At 35.7% G+C, this 19,087-nt stretch carries 14 protein-coding genes; 4 read left to right on the plus strand and 10 right to left on the minus strand.

The window, feature by feature from the left end; translation table 11 throughout:
* Positions 1–45: 45 nt before the first annotated feature.
* The 6 genes from BST91_RS06630 to BST91_RS06655 all read right to left on the minus strand — a co-directional run bounded on the left by BST91_RS06630 (position 46) and on the right by BST91_RS06655 (position 8,398).
* Positions 46–495, minus strand: coding sequence for a YqhA family protein (locus BST91_RS06630; protein ID WP_052510381.1), 450 nt, complete (start codon positions 493–495; stop codon positions 46–48).
* Between the two features lie 121 nt (positions 496–616).
* Positions 617–2,884 (minus strand): aconitate hydratase, encoded by a 2,268-nt coding sequence (locus BST91_RS06635; protein ID WP_085774894.1) that lies wholly within the window; start codon positions 2,882–2,884, stop codon positions 617–619.
* A gap of 388 nt (positions 2,885–3,272) precedes the next feature.
* Entirely contained in the window at positions 3,273–4,226 is a 954-nt protein-coding gene (locus BST91_RS06640) for an AAA family ATPase (RefSeq protein ID WP_042279435.1), read from the minus strand.
* Positions 4,227–4,304: 78 nt separating this feature from the next.
* Entirely contained in the window at positions 4,305–5,738 is a 1,434-nt protein-coding gene (locus BST91_RS06645; RefSeq protein WP_152557427.1) for a peptidylprolyl isomerase, read from the minus strand.
* Positions 5,716–6,567 (minus strand): hypothetical protein, encoded by an 852-nt coding sequence (locus BST91_RS06650; protein WP_157546910.1) that lies wholly within the window; start codon positions 6,565–6,567, stop codon positions 5,716–5,718. Before BST91_RS06650 ends, BST91_RS06645 begins: the two co-directional genes overlap by 23 nt.
* Positions 6,560–8,398: a peptidylprolyl isomerase gene (locus BST91_RS06655; RefSeq protein ID WP_244895705.1), complete on the minus strand. Its 1,839-nt coding sequence runs from the start codon at positions 8,396–8,398 to the stop codon at positions 6,560–6,562. The genes BST91_RS06650 and BST91_RS06655 overlap by 8 nt, the downstream gene beginning before the upstream one ends.
* Before the next feature lie 229 nt (positions 8,399–8,627).
* Between BST91_RS06655 and BST91_RS06660 the strand changes: the two genes are divergently transcribed.
* Genes BST91_RS06660 through BST91_RS06675 form a run of 4 tightly spaced genes read left to right on the plus strand, consistent with a single transcriptional unit; the run spans position 8,628 to position 11,112 of the window.
* Positions 8,628–9,116, plus strand: a complete 489-nt coding sequence (locus tag BST91_RS06660; protein ID WP_244895706.1) for an SRPBCC family protein — start codon at positions 8,628–8,630, stop codon at positions 9,114–9,116.
* Positions 9,113–9,352 (plus strand): hypothetical protein, encoded by a 240-nt coding sequence (locus tag BST91_RS06665; RefSeq protein WP_042279447.1) that lies wholly within the window; start codon positions 9,113–9,115, stop codon positions 9,350–9,352. The genes BST91_RS06660 and BST91_RS06665 overlap by 4 nt, the downstream gene beginning before the upstream one ends.
* A gap of 45 nt (positions 9,353–9,397) precedes the next feature.
* Positions 9,398–9,739 (plus strand): hypothetical protein, encoded by a 342-nt coding sequence (locus BST91_RS06670; protein ID WP_146105019.1) that lies wholly within the window; start codon positions 9,398–9,400, stop codon positions 9,737–9,739.
* Positions 9,736–11,112, plus strand: coding sequence for an FAD-binding oxidoreductase (locus BST91_RS06675; protein WP_085774897.1), 1,377 nt, complete (start codon positions 9,736–9,738; stop codon positions 11,110–11,112). Before BST91_RS06670 ends, BST91_RS06675 begins: the two co-directional genes overlap by 4 nt.
* A gap of 98 nt (positions 11,113–11,210) precedes the next feature.
* Here the strand turns inward: BST91_RS06675 and BST91_RS06680 are convergent, their stop codons facing one another.
* From BST91_RS06680 to BST91_RS06695, 4 genes are all read right to left on the minus strand, one after another.
* Complete coding sequence (locus tag BST91_RS06680) at positions 11,211–13,577, minus strand: T9SS type A sorting domain-containing protein (protein WP_085774898.1); 2,367 nt, start codon at positions 13,575–13,577, stop codon at positions 11,211–11,213.
* Positions 13,578–13,928: 351 nt separating this feature from the next.
* On the minus strand, positions 13,929–16,277 hold the full coding sequence (locus tag BST91_RS06685; protein ID WP_085774899.1) for an MFS transporter: 2,349 nt from the start codon (positions 16,275–16,277) through the stop codon (positions 13,929–13,931).
* Between the two features lie 3 nt (positions 16,278–16,280).
* On the minus strand, positions 16,281–17,786 hold the full coding sequence (locus BST91_RS06690; protein ID WP_394335649.1) for a glycoside hydrolase family 30 protein: 1,506 nt from the start codon (positions 17,784–17,786) through the stop codon (positions 16,281–16,283).
* Positions 17,783–19,045, minus strand: a complete 1,263-nt coding sequence (locus tag BST91_RS06695; RefSeq protein ID WP_085774900.1) for a glycosyl hydrolase family 17 protein — start codon at positions 19,043–19,045, stop codon at positions 17,783–17,785. Before BST91_RS06695 ends, BST91_RS06690 begins: the two co-directional genes overlap by 4 nt.
* Between the last annotated feature and the right edge of the window lie 42 nt (positions 19,046–19,087).

Raw genomic sequence — 19,087 nt, forward strand, 5'->3', positions numbered from 1 at the left:
ATAAAGCTAGCAAAATACGAAACCTGTCTAGGTAAAACATCAGGTTTATTTATTATTTATAAAATAGGTAAGAGCTAAGGTAACTAATGAGAATCCCGCGCCTAGATAAAGTATTTCAATACCTTCGGAGTATGTAACAACTTTACCCGTAAACGAAATAGCCATTACAAAAATTACCATTTTAATGAGTAACGATTTAAGATCATCTAATGTTTCAATAACGAGCCACGATGGTAAGTTTTTGATTTTGGCAACGTATAATTCGAATAGTCCCATGGCAACAGTAAAAAAGATAACACCTAATAATACAAGGTCTAGAGACTTTAAGCAATCTTGTATAATGGTATCTTCTTCAGAGTAACCGCTGGCGATATTAATAAGAGCGTGATAAATATCAGATATTGCATATACTTCAATGGCAATAGCTAGAGCAATAATAGCGACTACCCCAATTGTTGCAATAATTTTTAAAAAAACACCCAAGAATTTAAACACAACTATATTTTTATGTAAGGTACACTTAGACAGTTATTTAAAGACAAAAATTTATCCTAATTCTAATAAAAAAAATCCTCTTCAGTAAGAAGAGGATTTTAAATTTAAGATAACAACTTAATTAAGCTGCGTTTTCTTCTTTAATCTTATTCAACGCACTTCCTTTATGGAACCATTCAATTTGAGCCTTATTATAAGTGTGATTTAATTTAATTTGATCTTTTGACCCATCAGCATGTACAACTTCTAAAGTAAGCGGCGTATCTGGTGCAAATTGATCTAAATCTAAGAAGTTAAAAGTATCATCTTCTTGGATCAAGTCGTAGTCAGCTTCATTTGCAAACGTTAGACCTAACATTCCTTGTTTTTTAAGGTTTGTTTCATGGATACGAGCAAAAGATTTAACTATTACAGCTGCTACACCTAAGTGTCTAGGTTGCATAGCTGCATGTTCTCTTGATGAACCTTCTCCATAATTATGATCACCTATTACTACAGACTTGATACCGTCAGCTTTATAAGCTCTCTGAACTTTTGGTACAGCATCGTATTCTCCAGTAAGTTGATTTTTCACTAAGTTAGTTTGCTTGTTAAAAGCATTAACCGCTCCAATCAAAGTATTATTTGCAATGTTATCTAAGTGTCCTCTGTAACGTAACCATGGACCTGCCATAGAAATGTGATCTGTAGTACATTTTCCAAAAGCTTTGATTAACAGTTTTGCACCTGTAATTTCAGTTCCTAATGGCACAAAAGGAGTCAATAATTGTAATCTATCAGAATCGTCTGCAACTACTACTTCTACTCCGCTACCATCTTCAACTGGTGCTAGGTAACCATCGTCTTCTACTTCAAATCCTTTAGGTGGTAATTCCCATCCTGTAGGTTCATCTAGCATCACCTCTTCTCCATCTTCATTGATAAGTTTATCAGTAATTGGATTAAAATCTAGTCTACCAGCAATTGCTATTGCAGCAGTCATTTCTGGTGAAGCTACAAAAGCGTGTGTGTTTGGATTACCGTCAGCACGCTTGGCAAAGTTTCTATTGAACGAGTGAACGATCGAGTTTTTAGGTGCATTTTTTGGATCCTCATAACGAGCCCATTGACCAATACATGGTCCACAAGCATTCGTAAATATTTTTGCATCTAAATCTTCAAAAACCTTTAAGATTCCATCACGCTCTGCAGTAAAACGAACTTGTTCAGATCCTGGATTAATACCAAACTCTGCTTTAGTTTTAAGTCCTTTATCAAGTGCTTGTTGAGCAACACTGCTTGCTCGAGAAAGATCTTCATATGAAGAGTTTGTACAAGATCCTATAAGACCCCATTCCACCTTTAAAGGCCATCCATTTTCTTCAGCTTTTGGTTTCATTGTACCAACTTCAGTAGCAAGATCTGGAGTAAAAGGACCATTCAAATGTGGCATTAATTTATCTAAATCGATATCAATTACTTGGTCAAAGTACTGTTCTGGATTTGCATATACTTCATCATCTCCTGTAAGATATTCTTTCACCTCATTTGCAGCATCAGCAATATCTGCACGATCTGTCGCTCTTAAATAGCGTTCCATTGATTCATCGTATCCAAAGGTTGAAGTAGTTGCACCTATTTCTGCACCCATGTTACAAATAGTACCTTTACCTGTACAAGATAAGTTCTTTGCACCAGGTCCAAAATATTCTACTATAGCTCCTGTTCCACCTTTTACGGTAAGAATTTCAGCTACTTTTAAGATTACATCTTTTGGTGCAGTCCAACCTGATAATTTACCAGTTAACCTCACTCCGATTAACTTAGGAAATTTAAGTTCCCAGGCCATACCTGCCATTACGTCTACTGCATCGGCACCACCTACACCTATTGCTACCATTCCTAATCCACCTGCGTTTACAGTGTGTGAATCGGTACCAATCATCATTCCACCTGGAAAGGCATAATTTTCAAGTACTACCTGGTGAATAATTCCTGCACCTGGTTTCCAGAATCCGATACCATATTTGTTTGATACACTTTCAAGGAAGTTAAATACTTCATTACTTGTGTTAAGTGCATTTTGTAGATCCGTATCGGCACCTACTTTAGCTTGAATAAGGTGATCACAGTGCACTGTTGTAGGAACAGCTACTTTATCCTTACCAGCTTGCATAAATTGAAGTAAAGCCATTTGGGCTGTTGCATCTTGACAAGCAATACGGTCCGGAGCAAAGTCTACATAATCTTTACCACGTGTAAAAACCTTTTCAGGGTTTCCATCCCACAGGTGTGAGTATAAAATCTTTTCAGCAAGTGTAAGCGGTTTACCAGTCAATTCACGAGCTTTATCTACTCGTTCTGGCATGTTTGCATACACCTTTTTTATCATGTCAATATCAAAAGCCATATGTGTGTTTTTTATCCGTTTTTTAGGTGTTGCGAATTTACAAAACAGACTTCATAATTGAAAATAATCAACGACAATCAAAAAACAGTGAAATATTTCCATTAAATCAACTATTTGATAAGATAAAATTTACCAAATAGTCAATTAATATTCGTTATCATTAATAGATTATCAATATAAAATGAATCTAAATAGAATAAAAACGGAGATAATATGGGGTTTGCTTTCGCGAAAGCGAGAGTATTCAACAAGCATAAAGCCGTAAAATCTTAAGATTTTAAAGCCACCTTGAATAGTACTATGACAGCGCTAAGCAACGTTTTCGTCGATTAGCATTAACCAAAATTTAAAACGATTAATTAATTTCTAGTTCTAGTAGAAATTGTTATTACAGAATCTGGGCAATGATACTTTCTTCGGTATAACCTTCTGCCTCGGCCTTATAATTTTTAATAATACGGTGACGTAAGATACCGTTTGCTACGGCTTGTACATCTTCAATATCTGGACTGTACTTACCATTAACAGCTGCGTGAGTTTTGGCAGCTAGAATAAGATTTTGCGATGCACGTGGTCCAGCACCCCAATCTATATATTCCTTTATAATTTCAGGAACATTTTCACCATTAGGTCTTGTTTTCCCTACTAGTCCTACTGCGTATTCAATGACATTATCCGCCACTGGAATACGGCGTACTAATTGCTGAAAATCAATAATCTCCTGAGCTGTGAATAAAGGATTTACAGTTGGTTTGTGGTCGCTTGTAGTAGATTTTACAACATTTACCTCTTCTTCAAAGCTAGGGTATTCGAGTTTGATAGAAAACATAAACCTATCCAATTGCGCTTCTGGTAAAGGGTAAGTTCCTTCTTGTTCTATAGGGTTTTGTGTGGCAAGTACAAAATAAGGTTTATCTAAAACATAATTGTGACCAGACACTGTAACCTTGCGCTCCTGCATAGCTTCTAGTAAGGCTGCTTGAGTTTTAGGTGGAGTTCTATTAATCTCATCGGCTAGAATAATATTAGAAAACACAGGTCCTTTTATAAATTTAAAGGTCCTATTCTCGTCCAGTATTTCACTTCCTAATATATCACTAGGCATAAGGTCTGGCGTAAACTGTATGCGTTTGAATTGTAGTCCTAGAGCTTGTGAAATTGTATTCACCATAAGTGTTTTGGCCAGCCCTGGAACTCCTACAAGTAAAGCATGTCCTCCAGAAAAAATGGAGATAAGAATTTCGTCGATCACTCGTTCTTGACCAATGATGACTTTTCCTATTTCCTTTTTTAATTCTTTGTGCTTTTTGACTAGATTATCAATCGCTGCTACATCAGACATAGTTTGTTGGTTTATTAATTTAGATTGTTTTTATTTCGCTTCTGCGAAAGCATACTAATCACATACTTTATTTGATAATTATTTTGTCCAGTCTACCACAAAATCACATTCTTTAAACTGATCGCCTATCTTAATATAGGTATCCTGTAACTTCTCTTCTTGCCATTCACGTATTTTGTCTACACGTTTCTTTTGCAAGGCTAAGTCTTTAATTTTAAGAAAATCTAGAGTATAGTTTGCTTTATGATCCTCAATACGCTTATTAACTTTTAAAATCTTGAAATATACTCTACCTAAATCGTCTTTTTCGTCAATAATTCCACTCACATCTCCTTCTTCCAGAAATTGCAACTGAGCTGATAAAGACGGGTCAATTTTTGTAAGATCAAATCTTTTATCACCAGTTGATGGATTGGTCAAAATTCCACCATTTTTTGAAGTTTCTTCTTCATCGCTTATTTCTTTGGCGGCATCTTCAAACGTGATGTCTCCAATGATAAGTTTGTCACGCATTTTATCGAGTTCTTCACGAGCCTTATTCACTTGGGTAGTAGAGATAAACGGACGTAATAAAATGTGACGAACATCACGATAATCACCACGAATTTTTTCTACATAAACAATATGCCACCCAAACTGAGTTTCAAATGGTTCTGATACTTCACCTTCTGGTGTTGAAAAAGCTACTTCTTTAAATTCAGCTACAAATGGATCCTTTCTTGTTAGACTTAAAATACCACCTTGTCTTTCGGTTCCTGTATCATCAGAGTACAATGCAGCCTTTGCAGCAAAATTACCGCCGTTGTTTATAACGTCGTCACGGTATCTATTTAATTTTGAAATTACGTCCTTAACATCTTCTTCTGCCGGTTGTGGTTTAACGATGATTTGAGAAAATTCTACTTCAGTATTAAAGAGTGGTCTCTCGTCCTCTGGAATGTTATAGAAAAATTGTCTAACCTCTTCTGGTGTAATTTCTACTTGCTCAGTAAGTCGTTGCTGCATGCGGTTAGCTAGAAGACCGTCACGATTAAGTTTATTAAGCTCGGCTATAACGGCATCCATACTTTCCCTGTTGTAGTATTTTACTATTTCTTCATCACTACCTAATCTTTGTCTAAAGAAACGCAACATATCATTAGTACGGCTTCTTACCTCTGCATCACTAACATTAATACTATCTTGAATAGCATGGTGGGCATACATTTTCTCACGGATAAGACTTTCAATGAGTTCACACTTTGAAAGTTTTAAATTTCCTTGTTGTAGCTCAACTTGTGATTGCTGCTTTTTAATATCACTATCTAATATGACATAATCACCGATTACTCCAGCTACGCCATCTATCAAAAAACGGTTTGTGTTACTAGGTTTTACAGAATCTTGTAGTTGTAAATACGTTTCTTGAACGTTTTCACGATCCGTAGCAGCTACATCTGTTTGTGTTTGCGCTGTTGCATTTAACCAAAAACACAAACTTGCTAGTACACTACTTATAAATTTTAATTTCATTGCTTTGTTTTGCATCATTCAAAATATCCTTTTCAAGTCTTTTTACATACTGCACTTTACTTCTATTGAGTAAAATCTGTTTTATTACAGGCGCTATGTATTCCAAAGGCGCTTCCTCTCCTTTTTTCTTTATTTTTTTGAATTTCACCAAATATACACCAAGACTGTCCTCTAATTTGAAAGAACTTCCTTCTTTGATGTACCATTTCTCATTATTAGGGTTAATAGCCTTTACTTTGTCATAGACTTCACTCTTTTTAACCCATGTTGTGTCATTGAAGTAAAACCTCTTGAATCCTAACTTCAAACTATCCAATTGATTGATTTCTTTCTCGCCAGCGTTACCTATAAGCGCTCTCAATTTATTGATGTCTGGATAATTGTAATCGACATAAACGTACAAGTACTGGATGACGTCTTCATTAAGTAAAAATTGTTCACTTTTATCTTCATAGTACTCAGCTATCAGTTCTTTATTAATGATAGTATCAAGATTTTGCTTGATTACTTTCGTAAGATATTCCTGTGTAAACAATTCCGTTTTATATGTATTGACCAATTGATCTAATTGTTCCTGCCTATCTTCTTCTATATTTAACAACGCCTGATCATACATGAGTTTTTCGGTTGCCCAATTGTCAACGTACCTAGAGATAATTGCAATGCTATCTTCAACAGTATAATCACTTGGAAGCTGCTCATTGATATCTGATGCCGTCAAAATATGTTTCCCTACGGTAACCACAGCATTAGTATCAGCCTCTTTTACAAAGTAATCGCATGAAGTGATAGAGAACACTAGTAATATGAAATATAAATATCTATTCACTATAAGCTGCTAGTTGTTTTTTGATTTTCTTGAAGATGTTTTTCTTCACTTTAATTTTACGATCCTTCCTTAACGAGGATAACCACTCCTTTTCTAATTGCTGTTGATAATCATTAATTACATTACCTACAGCTTCTTCAAAGGTTTTTGGAGCAGAAGGTTTAATGGATTTTACATAGACTACTTTGTAAAAACTATCTCCTTCATTGTGATATATAGTAGAAACGCCTTCCTTGACTTCAAAATTGTCTGGTAATCTATTAAAGCTCTCTTCTACTACTCCAGTACTCACAATTACCTTTACTCTACCATTTTCATTTAGGCTTTCTTTAATTTCATCAACTGGTACTTGATCTTTAAGCATTTGTTGTACCTCAGTAGCAACCTCTTTACTAGTATTTTGAGTCAAAATGATGTCCAGCCTTCTTTTCCACTCATACTTTTCCTTGTGCTTGTTGTAATAATCTCGTTGACCGATGCTGTCTTCCTTTGCCTTGTTCCATATTTTTTTCTGCATAAGGTTAAAAAGCAGGTTTGCTTCCTTAAACTCGTTGTACACAAATGCAAAATCCTTGTTATCACGCTCTAGGTGTTTATCATAATAGTTCATCACTTGGTCATCAACAAATAAATCAAAGTAAAACTGAACTTGTTCATTAACCGTTTTGTAAAATTGCGGATTCTTCTTTTGTTGGTTTTCAACAAAATTGAAAAAGTCAAATGACATGATATCTGTATCATTAATAGTCAAAACTTTCCTTTCTCTATCCTCTACATTTTGCAACCATTGACCCGTTAGAATGCTATCATTAAATTCCCTTAAAATATAATCTGGCACCTTCAATTTTTGAGGAACTTGATAGCTAGATTTCAATTTATTTACAAATGATTTGGTAATCTTTCTTGACCTAGGAGAACGTTTAATTTTGTTTTCTAGAGTCTTCTTAACCTCATCAAATTTTGGCAAGTCATGCTTTTCCAACAATTTTACAATATGCCAACCAAATTTGGTTTCAAAGGGTTTTGTATAAGATCCTTCCTTTTCAATAGAAAGGGCTTTATCTACAAATATGACACTATTCAAACCACCGGTACCAAATCGAGTTAACTCACCACCCTTTGAGGCACTATTTAAATCATCAGAAAATTCTCTTGCTAATTCTCCAAAATTTTTACCCGATTCTAACTGCTTATAAATATCTTGAATTCTTGTTGCAGCATCTTGGGTTGTAGCATTTGGTTTATCAAAGGTCATTATGTGGGCAACCGTAACTTCACCACGATTAGGCCTGCGATCGTTCACCTTTAAAATATGGTATCCAAACTCAGTTCTAAAGGGTTTACTTATAGATCCTACAGGAGTTTTAAAAGCTACACTTTCAAAATCATAAGTCATTCTAAATCCGCCGAACCATCCTAGCTCACCACCATTTCCTGCACTAGGGCCTTCACTAGTTTCACGTGCTAATTTTGCAAAATCTTCCTTTTGTGCTCTTTGATATAGTTGGTAGATTCTATTGTAAGCTTTTAATGTATCCTGTGGTGAAGATCCTTTATCCAGTTTAACAATAATATGACTGGCGTTAACCTCTTCAATACTTCGGTTGTATGCCTCTTGGACCAAAGCATCAGTCACCTCGTTATCAGTAAGGTAATTCTTCGCTAGACTTGATCGTTGTTTTTTTATCTCATTTAAATATTCAGGCTCTTTATCAAGACCTAGTTCATAGGCTTGCATAAGTTTTAAACGATAATCTATGTACAGTTCTAAATAATTATCTATGTCTTTTTGAGATTCATCCTGTACTATATCAATATTTTTTAAGTACAAGCGCTTGAAAGTACCAGCGTCAAATTCTTGACCATCAATTACTAAAAATGTTTTGTCATCAATATTTTGAGCAAGTATTAAGTTACTTACTATTACAAATAAAAAACAAATAATTTATTCATAGAGCCCAGATTCATAAGCATGCAAAAATAACCAATGTGATTTCCTATACAAAGTCCTTTCTGCCCCTTAGTGTTAAGTACTATTAACAATTTACGACCATAATGATATGATCAAAACTTCAAATGAGATAACCATTCATAAACCTATCGATGAGGTTATGAAGTTATTTAAAGAACAGGATTATTTTCAGCACTGGCAAAAAGGGCTTATCTCTTTTAAAAACTTAAGCTCACAAACAGGTCAAGTAGGTAGTAAACGCAGTATGAGAATTAAAACCAGCGTTGCTACTATTTCAATGATTGAGGAAATCACACAAATAGACTTACCTCACCTGTGGACAGCGACTTATCGTACTCGTGGAGTGGTTAATGAACAATGTAACCGCTTTCGCGAAAGCGTAATTAAAAACAACAACTCACAACATAGAGTGACCCTTTGGCAAGCTAGTTCTACTTTTAAATTCACCGGGATGATGCGACTAGCAGCCAAAGCAAACCCAAAGGTTTTCACCTCACAAACGCTCCAACATATGCAAGATTTTAAGATATTTGCCGAAACTGGAAAAAGTGTAAAAACAGGTGATTACGTCTTATGAGAAAACTAAAATTAATTTGGGATTTTAAAGGTCCTCATGCACAAAAAACAGCACAGCATCACCTTATTCATTTAAAGGAGTATGTAACTATGGAAGGCATTAATAGCCTAGGAAATGGTGTTGAAAAATTAAATGAAAATCATTACATCGCTTTTCTAGGAGTTAATGAAGATGTTATGCCACCAGTGCGAGATGCCCTTAAACCACATCGAGGTCAATTGTGGATAGAAAGTTAAACTAAAAGATCTTTATGTTGTATATTTAATCATAAATCCCAAGCTATGATGACTACCGACCACCTATCCTGGACTATGGAACAATTTCGTGTTTACTTAATTCTGTATTGTTCAAAAATTGATATTTCTCAATCTTGTGAAGAATTAAAGTGGATGCAAACGCACTTTGATAAAGAGCGATATGAAGAAATGCTATTAATTTTTAGACGTGATGCAGATTATAAAAGTATAGTTCGCATTGAGGAATACGTTAAACATAACAACCTCTCAAAACCTCAAGTAGAAAAAATCCTACATGATGTTAAAGACTTTTTTACTGCCGATGGTAGTTATGATATCATGGAACAGCATTTAATGAATGTATTGAAATCAATTTTCAAAGGATGATTCATACCCTTTTTGCCGATCACCTATCTACTAAACAAATCATTCACGGTGCAGGCTTAAAAAGCCGATATCATCATATATGGCACATGGATGAGCCACTGGCAGCAGCTTGTGTCCTATTACCAGAATGTACCCAACAAGTAAGCACCATCCTTAAAATTTGTCATGATCATGGACTAGCCGTAGTAACACATGGCGGATTAACAAATCTTGTAGGTAGCACTGAAACCAAAGAGAACGACGTGGTAATTTCTCTTGAAAGAATGAATCAAATAGAAGAAATTGATTCTGAAAGCCGAACTGCAACCGTACAAGCTGGGGTTATTCTAGAAGAATTACATCGCGCTACAGATAAGCAGGAATTACTATTCCCATTAAATTTTGGAGCTCGCGGAAGCGCACAAATTGGTGGGATCATTGCTACTAATGCCGGTGGTTTGCGTGTTTTAAAATATGGCGTGACACGCCATTTAATCCTAGGTTTAGAAGTGGTACTAGCTGATGGTACAATAGTATCCAACCTACGTAAAATTATTAAAGATAATAGTGGATATGACCTTAAACAACTATTTATAGGAAGTGAAGGAACTCTAGGAATAACCACTAAAGCAGTTGTTAAACTTGTAGAGAAACCTAAAAGTAGGTACGCTGCTTATGCTGGATTAAAAAAATATGAGAGCGTTATCCAATTACTTAAACATATAGATGCAGGAGCATCAGGTAAACTTACAGGTTTTGAACTTATCTGGAAAAACACCTATGAGCAATTAACAAGTGTCAGTGATGCAGTAAGACCTCCGCTTCCCTATGACTATGAGTATTATGTTTTAATCGAAATCCAAGGAGCTCATCCCGATAAGGACATTCAATTATTAGAGCATTTATTGGAGAATGCACTGGAAGAAGAAATCATTGAAGATGCCGTTATAGCGAGATCACAAAGCGAGGTAGACTGGTTCTTTAGAATAAGAGAAGACGTAAATAATTTGGTTGATTTCATGCCTTATGACCAGCATTTTGATATAAGTATTCCTATACCCGAAATAGGAGGTTACATAGCAAGATGTTACTCACGCTTTCGCGAAAGCGGAATAGCTACACAAGTATATGCATTTGGCCATGTAGCCGATGGTAACATACACTTAATGATAGGAAAAAATGACACCAGTAAAGCAACCAAAGAAGCCATTGACCATCTGGTATATCAAGAAATTGAAACTTTAAATGGTTCTGTAAGTGCAGAACATGGTATAGGAAATCATAAAAAGGCCTACCTAAAATATTCTAAATCAGATTCTGAAATTGCAATAATGAAAGCGCTTAAAAACCAATTAGATCCTAAAGGGATCATGAATCCAGGTAAGATTTTTTAAGTATGAGTTTTTAGATCTAGGATAGCTTTTAAAATAATATCTAATAAAAAAAGCCAGCTATAAAAGCTGGCTTTTTCAATCTACAACTTGAAACTAAATTACTCCTTTACTAATTTTAAACTTGAAACACTGCTAGCCGATGTAACGCGTGCTATATAAATCCCAGGTCTCAATGAACTTGCGTCAATAGTTATTGATTCACTATTTACCTTGTTGCTCATCACCATCTTTCCAGTTAAATCAAAGACAGCTATTTCCTCAATTAATTGATTGCTTGAGGTAATATTCCACTGATTAACGCTTGGGTTTGGATAAACGGTATAATCATTTAAAACAACATCTTGATTGCTAGCCACTTGATTTACAGAAAAGTAAACATTATCAACATAGACCGTAGCACCACCAGTTGGTTGTGCAGAAATTATGAGTTGATTAATATCTGAGAATGAAGTCATTCCACCAGCACTAAAGTCAGATAAAGGTATAGATAAAGTCACCCATTGACCTGTAGCAGGAGTGAATGCTAATTCTGCCTCGGTATCTCCTGCTCCACCAAATCCATCACCTAAAAAGTCAACTAACTTTATTCTGAACAATGTTGCATCTGGTGTCCATATGTCCATATTGAAGTACATCATTCCTGCTGCTGTAGCATTTATTGGACTTGCTACTGTTTCGATACCATTAAAATCAAGGTTTTCGTACAGTTTTACGTCATCTCCGGCTACCTGAACATCAGAAAATGTAGCTGCACTCCATGAAGTATTCCATGTATCAACAGGAACATCATTATATACATTACTGAATAAACTAATTACATCAACTTGAGGCGCTGTAGGAGCTGGAGCAGCAACTACTGGCATATTTCCACTTGTAGAGTTTGGTGCATTTTGGGAAAAGTATACATTGTCTACATATACGGTTGCCGTACCGGCAGGTTGAGCTGCGATGATTAATTGACTAATATCTGTAAAAGAAGTCATACCAGCAGCAGCAAAGTCAGCTAAAGGAATGGAAATAGTTTCCCATGAACCTTGTGCAGGAGTAAAAATTAATTCTGCCTCGGTATCACCTGCTCCACCAAATCCATCACCTAAAAAGTCTACTAATTTTATTCTAAACTCAGTCGCATCAGGCGTCCAAACATCCATATTAAAAAACATCATACCTGGCGTTGTAGCATCAATAGAGTTAGTTACAGTTTCAATACCGTTGAAATTAAGGTTAGAGTAAAATTTAACATCGTCACCTGCTATTTGAACATCCATTAAAGTAGCTGCACTCCATGATGTATTCCATGTATCTACTGGTACATCAGTATAAACGTTACTAAACATACTTATAACCTCAGATGCTGGAGCAGTAGGCGATGGTGCCGCTACTGTAGGTGCTGTAGGTGCTGCGCTTACTGGATTTTGAGAGAAATAAATATTATCTACGTAAACAAAATCAGATTGTAAATTATCTGAGGCATCTATCTTCCATTGAAGAAAGTTTGCCTTAGAAAAACCACCAGTTCCTGCTTGATTATTAGGTGCATTCATCTCAAAGAAAGACAATGGAATCTCTACATGAGTCCATGTGTCATTTGCAATCGCTTCTTGCGGAGCACTACCACCAATCTCATACCAATATTCAACAACACCACCGTTGTCATCAATTAAGAAAAATCTAATTTCCGTAGAATTAGAATCGGCCCAATAATCAAATTGTAAATAGTTGTAGGCACTTATGTCGGTTACTGTATTTGTTCCTTGTCCCCATCCACCAGCAGCAAGATTGAACAATAAAGTATTGTTAACCGATCCATTTCCTAAATCAGTAGTATTCACTGATCCAAAAGAATAGTCAGCATTCCAAGTATTGGTATATCCACCAGTATCAGAATAAATACTAAGTACTTCAGCTGCTGGTGCTGTAGGATTAGGAGCTGCCGTTGCTGGCACTGGAGTATTAGGGATTACTGCTCCGTTGGGCCCATTGATATCATCTATATAATAAGTTCCTGTAGCTGTATTTCCAGGAGTGCTATCGGTGAATATTACTATGATAGGATATTCAGTACCTAATCCAGGTCCAAAATCAACATTCACAGTTTGCCATCCCATCATAGTAGTAGTAAAGGTAAGCTCTGTTGCTCCTGAACTTCCTCCTTCTAATTTCAATAAATGTGTTCTAGTAGTGGCATCTGGAGCCCAAATTCTTAAAGAAATGGTGTTATTAGCATCATCAGATAAATCAACATAAGTATCTAAATTAAGAGCTGCTCCATCAAAATCAACTCCTGCACCTATCATTTCTAAAACGGTATTACTTGCATCCGTAGGATCTTGCAACACAGTAGCCACTGTTCCATTAAAAGCGCCCCAAGCATCATCTTCGGCAACTTCAAAGTCTATAGGCATGGATTGGGAAAAACCAATGGTCCCTATAAAAACAAAAAGTAAAAAAGTAATTTTATTCATTTTTTTCGAGTTTAAGTTATTGTTTAAAGTTAATATGTTGATATTGTGTTACCTTATAAATCCACAATACATAAATTATACAGTTTAAAATTAACATTCTTATTATTACAACAATTTTCAATTAATTGATTTTCACATCATTAACATAGACAAAATATTATAGTTCATCACTATTAGTTCCTGTTTGTTGAGGTTTTGTTGAGTTGAAAATTTCATTTAAAAACACAACTATATCGTTTGAAATATTTTGTATTTAATTAAAAATGTCATTTCCAAAGGCCTAAAAATTTCAGTTTAATTATCACAAATAAGGGTTTCATTCAAATCTCAAAATCATTTTAAATTATCATATTAATATTTTAATTTTTCATTTTCATCCCATAGTCCCCATCTTCCTCCTAATTCACCTTCAAATCGAACCTTCCATGATTCATCAAATGATGAAAAATGGAACACAGAAACATCATTATCTGTAGCCCAGGTTTGTGTTTCAATAAAATATCTGATAGCATTAAAATGAGATGGATGTGCGCGCGCCACCGACTGTCCTTGACTAGGCCAGCCCGTTTCGGCAATAACAACTTCTTTACCTTTAGAAACACTGCTGGCAACACCATACATAGTTCTTAAATAATCTAAAGATTCATCTATTGCGATTCCTTCCCAAAATGGATAACAATTGACTAATAAAATATCACAAGCCTCAACTAGTAAAGGTCTTTGATAATATTCAAAATAGGTATCAACATAGCCTATTAAAACGTCTTTATTATTTGTAGCTGCTTTTACACGATTTATATACTCGATAAGTTGTTCTTCAGAAATATCATTTCTCAAAAGAACTTCATTACCTACAGCAGCAACCTGTACTTTATCGTTTTGAATTAATTTTATTAATGCCTCGATTTCTTGCTCATTGCGTTCTAGATCTTCACTGATCCATGCTCCTGCAAGAACTTTAGTACCATATTGCTGAGCGATATTGGGAATCAATTCATTTCCTTCCGTACATGAAAAAGACCTTATCCACTCAGTATGAGGTTGTATAATTTTCATACGCCTCCTTATCTGATTTTCAGAAAGTAAATCTCCTATATTTTGTCCCTTAACATAGGGACTAAATGATAATCCCTTAACTCCTTTAGCTAGAAGTGCTCTAAACATCAGTTTAATTTGTGGTAGCTCAATCCTATCAAAATTAAATGGACTAGTATAAGGCGCTAGTTGAATTTCTGAATTGACATCCAAAAAATTATTTGAACCATAAGTGTCCCTTGTATTTTCAATATCAGATTTTCTCTTATCTAATTCTTTCCTTATTGCATTGGCACGGTCTTCAGTAACGCTGTAGTCTTTCATTACATACATGGCAATAAGAGTTCCTATTAATGGGAAAAAACAAAAGAATGCGTGCAATCCATCGACAGATGCTTGTTGTTCCACTGTAGGTATTTCGGCTTCAAATCCTACGATCCAAATAATTACGCCACTTAGTGCGCCAGCTATAGCAAATCCTACTTTAACCATCCACCAATAGATAGCACCAAATATCCCTTCTCTACGTTTACCAGAATTTAATTCATCAATGTCTATTACATCGGCAGTCATGGACATCATAATGGTAAATAAACTACCTATGCCAAAAGAGAAAAAAGGTAAAGCAATGATATACATCCAAGGTTTACCAGGAATAAAAAGAAAGTACAACATCACATATCCTATAATGGAAATGAACTGACTAATCATAAAGGCTTTTTTCTTACCAAATTTCTTTGACATACGAGCAACCACGGGAATTACTAAAAAGGTGGTTCCTAGTGCTCCCAAACACCCAAACATGGAAACCCATATACCAGCGTCACCTGCATTTCCATTAAAAAGTTTATAAACGATTACAAAAAAAGTAAGTGAGGCTACGGTATTGAATGCATTGAAAATAAAGAAGGTAGAAATACATAGCTTTTTAAATTCTTTTATTTTGAAAGCCTCTTTAAAACTCTCAATAATTTTCATAAAACTTCCACCTATATTATTTAATGTAAGTGGCTCATAATCTTCATTTAAAGTAGATTTACTTTTAATAAAAAGAGCAGGCACAATGGCACAAACAGCACATGGAATCGCTACCCAGATCGCTAATTCTCTTGCAGCAACGTCGGCAGATGGAAACCATGATTCATCATACATGATAATCCAAAATAATGGCGCAAATACCCATGCCCATTGACCTATCCATTGAGCAATCGCCATAATATTAGTGCGTTCATGAAAATCCTCGCTCATTTCATAGCCCATTGCCACATAAGGAACGCTAAATAAAGTAAGTCCCAGATAAAAAAGCGCAGACCACGAAAAGAAGTACCAAAAATTATACTGAATAGAATTTTCTTTAAATAGTTGCCACATAAAAATGTACGCGATACCCATTACAATTCCTCCTACTAGAACATACTGCCTTCTTCTACCCCATTTAGATTTGGTATTATCAGAGATGAATCCCATAATAGGATCTGTTATAGCATCAAATAATCTTGGGAACAAATAAATCATCGCCCATAACAAACCTGTGAACTTTAAATCTTCAACAAGTACTACCATAAAAATTCCCAAAATGGCAGGAAACATTTGATTGGCAAACATTCCAATACCAAATGCAATTTTTTGAGCCATAGGGACCTTTGTCGAAGTTGAATAAGCCATGAGTTAATTTTTAGGTTTGATTACAATCGTTTGAATTGCTTGAGCGTCTACAGTAATTTTAGTTTCGCTTTCGCGAAAGCGAACACCTTCAAAATTCAGTTGAAAGTTCTTTTTATTCTCTCCTTCATTAAAAACTACTACCACAATGGATCCATCTGGGTTTTGCGCTGCTGTAGCGATTAAATCTGTATCAGTCCACTTAATATCCAGCACCACTGCATCTGGTCTTATGAACCTGCTGAAATGAGTCATTACGTAATAAAGCGGTGTGAAATACACCTCATCACTTTCTGTATCTACTAATACTGGGGCAGCGCACCAATTTTTAAACCAGTTAGGACCACCTTGTTTATCTAGAACCATATTCCAATCTACCCAACCGTCAACCCAATTGTTCAAACATCCAATAATGTCTCGAGCATAACGGTTTACTGGAGCGTATTTAGGATGCAGATGTTTTTGGTCCTCTGGTGCCCAATCCCAACCCCAATCGGTAGCTTCTTTTTTCCAGTACCAGGCATCATCCTTCCATGCTGGCACCTCGCTATCAATACATCCTTCTGTTTCAATCAAGTATTTAGTAGGTGCTTTTTCATGCGCATACTGTAATTCTTCTGGAAAGACTTTATAGGTACTTTCATACCAGTGAATGGCCGTACCATCATAGTATTTAGAACTTTCTTGCGAGGCGTACATTACATCTACCCATTCTCTAATTCCTGCACGATTTTGGTCATAACCTAGAATGATTTTATCGCCATATCCCTTTTCCTCTAAATGTGGACCTAAATGATGTTGAACAAACTGGGTCATTTCTTCGGGTGTGTAATGCATGCTTTCCCAATTATTACCATTTCCGTGTGGCTCATTTTCTACTGTGAAACCCCAGATAGGAATACCTTTTTTTTCATATTCTTCCACGTACTTTGAAAAAAATAATGCCCACGTATCATAATATTCAGGCAGTAGCTTTCCTCCTACCCATTCCTTGTTATCCTTCATCCATCGCGGCGCTGTCCATGGTGATGCAAACAATTTAAATCCATCGGGTGAGATTTCCATAGCCTCTTTAATCATCGGTATAATGTCGGCCTCATCTTCTTTAACGCTAAAATGCTGGAGTTGCAAATCGTCTGCTACAGGAGCATATGAATATTGGGATAAAGAGAAATCACAACTATTCATGTGCGTTCTATTTAGGGAATAATTTGCACCATCTGCACTGAAATATGCTTCTAAAACCTCTCGCCGTTTTGATTTACTCAAATTGTTTAATAGATAAGCACTACTCTCAGTAAACGCACCTCCAAATCCAGTAATCTTTTGATATGTTTTATCTGGATTAATGTTTATGGTAGAAACACTATCCAACTGTTCAAAAACTTGAACCTGAGAAAGACTATTACCAGCGGCCGATGTTTCATAAACCGTAATATCAAAGGGTGTTTGCTCTGTACAACTCAACAGGCTACCAATTACTAGTAAGGAAAGTAAGCTCTTCTTCATCATTGTCCTCTTTTTATTGGTGGTGTACTCACTGATTTAAGCAGGGCAATCTCATCTCCGTTGAAGGTTTTATTGATTGGATTACCATCTCTAGAGAGATTTTTAAATAGGTCTTTATCTACGAGGTCCCACAAAGCATATTTTGCCTGACCGTTTACAGAAAACAATCCGAAGTGATTTTCACTTCCTTGCGGATTTTCAGCGTCTTTCCACTTCTCATCAAAAGCCTCAAAATAGAAACAAGTAACATGATTCTTTATAGACCATTCTCTTATAAGCTTGTAATAAATACCTGCTTTGTATTCATCAACTGCTTTTGAACCTGTTTTTCCATATAACTCATTAGAAAAACTTGCCCAGCCCGTTTCACCTATATAGACAGGTTTATCTTCACCTATACTCTTTACATAATTAACCACGCTTTCATACTGATTAATAGCATACTGCAAGGATTTCTGCATAACTATTTCTATTTGCTTTTCTTTAGAAAGACGCGCTTCATTTTCTTGGACACCCCAAAAAACAGGGTTGTAATGCGTGTCATGCATAGGATAAGTATGGATGGAGATAAAATCAACCTCGCGTATCAATTCATTCAAAGCTGGCACATGATATTGCGTATCGCCGCCGCCCCAACTTGCAAAATTATCTGAACTTGTAATCCATAAATTGGTAGGTAGCTGTCCTTGTTTTTTAAGATCCTGGAGATGTTTTACCCATTTTAAGATAATGTCTGGCTGGACATAATAACTGGTCGCCCATTTAACCATTGCCTCGTTTCCTACTGCGATTATTTTTATAATGTCAGGATATTCTTGAGCTAGGGCTACAGCTCTTGTTATCTCGTCTTCATTTTGTTCACTTTCAATATCGTGATTCACGGGCTTTCCTGTCCACGCATTTTTACAATCGATCCATGCTCCTAGCATGACATACATTTCAAAATCAGGATTTTCAGCTTTTAGTTGTCTAATTGCCTTCAAAACGTTGGTGGCGTGCGGCAGCTGTACGTTATAGGTGCGAATAAGTCTCACATCCATAGCATTTAAAATTCTTAAATCCTCTTTTATTTGATCGATCGTTGGTTGCTTATCACGAGTCATTTCCCTGTATCCACCATAGCACATGGCTTGATAATTTGATTGGGACAACAACTCTTTAGCAGTCATATTCTTATAGGTTTTTTGAGATGGTTCCACGACTTCTTTTTTACAACTATTTAATAGAAGTAATAGAAGAAATAATGTCAATGGAATTCTCATTTTTTATTTATCATTTTTAGGTTATTGTTTACGCTTTCGCGA

This window comes from Nonlabens tegetincola, from assembly GCF_002117085.1.
GTDB lineage: Bacteria > Bacteroidota > Bacteroidia > Flavobacteriales > Flavobacteriaceae > Nonlabens > Nonlabens tegetincola.

Bases quoted from the DNA above. Each gene is read 5' to 3' on its own strand.
- BST91_RS06660 (WP_244895706.1), top strand. From the start codon at position 8,628: ATGATCAAAACTTCAAATGAGATAACCATTCATAAACCTATCGATGAG.
- BST91_RS06690 (WP_394335649.1), bottom strand. From the start codon at position 17,786: ATGATGAAGAAGAGCTTACTTTCCTTACTAGTAATTGGTAGCCTGTTG.
- BST91_RS06685 (WP_085774899.1), bottom strand. From the start codon at position 16,277: ATGGCTTATTCAACTTCGACAAAGGTCCCTATGGCTCAAAAAATTGCA.
- BST91_RS06640 (WP_042279435.1), bottom strand. From the start codon at position 4,226: ATGTCTGATGTAGCAGCGATTGATAATCTAGTCAAAAAGCACAAAGAA.
- BST91_RS06645 (WP_152557427.1), bottom strand. From the start codon at position 5,738: ATGAAATTAAAATTTATAAGTAGTGTACTAGCAAGTTTGTGTTTTTGG.
- BST91_RS06695 (WP_085774900.1), bottom strand. From the start codon at position 19,045: ATGAGAATTCCATTGACATTATTTCTTCTATTACTTCTATTAAATAGT.
- BST91_RS06670 (WP_146105019.1), top strand. From the start codon at position 9,398: ATGATGACTACCGACCACCTATCCTGGACTATGGAACAATTTCGTGTT.
- BST91_RS06675 (WP_085774897.1), top strand. From the start codon at position 9,736: ATGATTCATACCCTTTTTGCCGATCACCTATCTACTAAACAAATCATT.
- BST91_RS06680 (WP_085774898.1), bottom strand. From the start codon at position 13,577: ATGAATAAAATTACTTTTTTACTTTTTGTTTTTATAGGGACCATTGGT.
- BST91_RS06665 (WP_042279447.1), top strand. From the start codon at position 9,113: ATGAGAAAACTAAAATTAATTTGGGATTTTAAAGGTCCTCATGCACAA.
- BST91_RS06635 (WP_085774894.1), bottom strand. From the start codon at position 2,884: ATGGCTTTTGATATTGACATGATAAAAAAGGTGTATGCAAACATGCCA.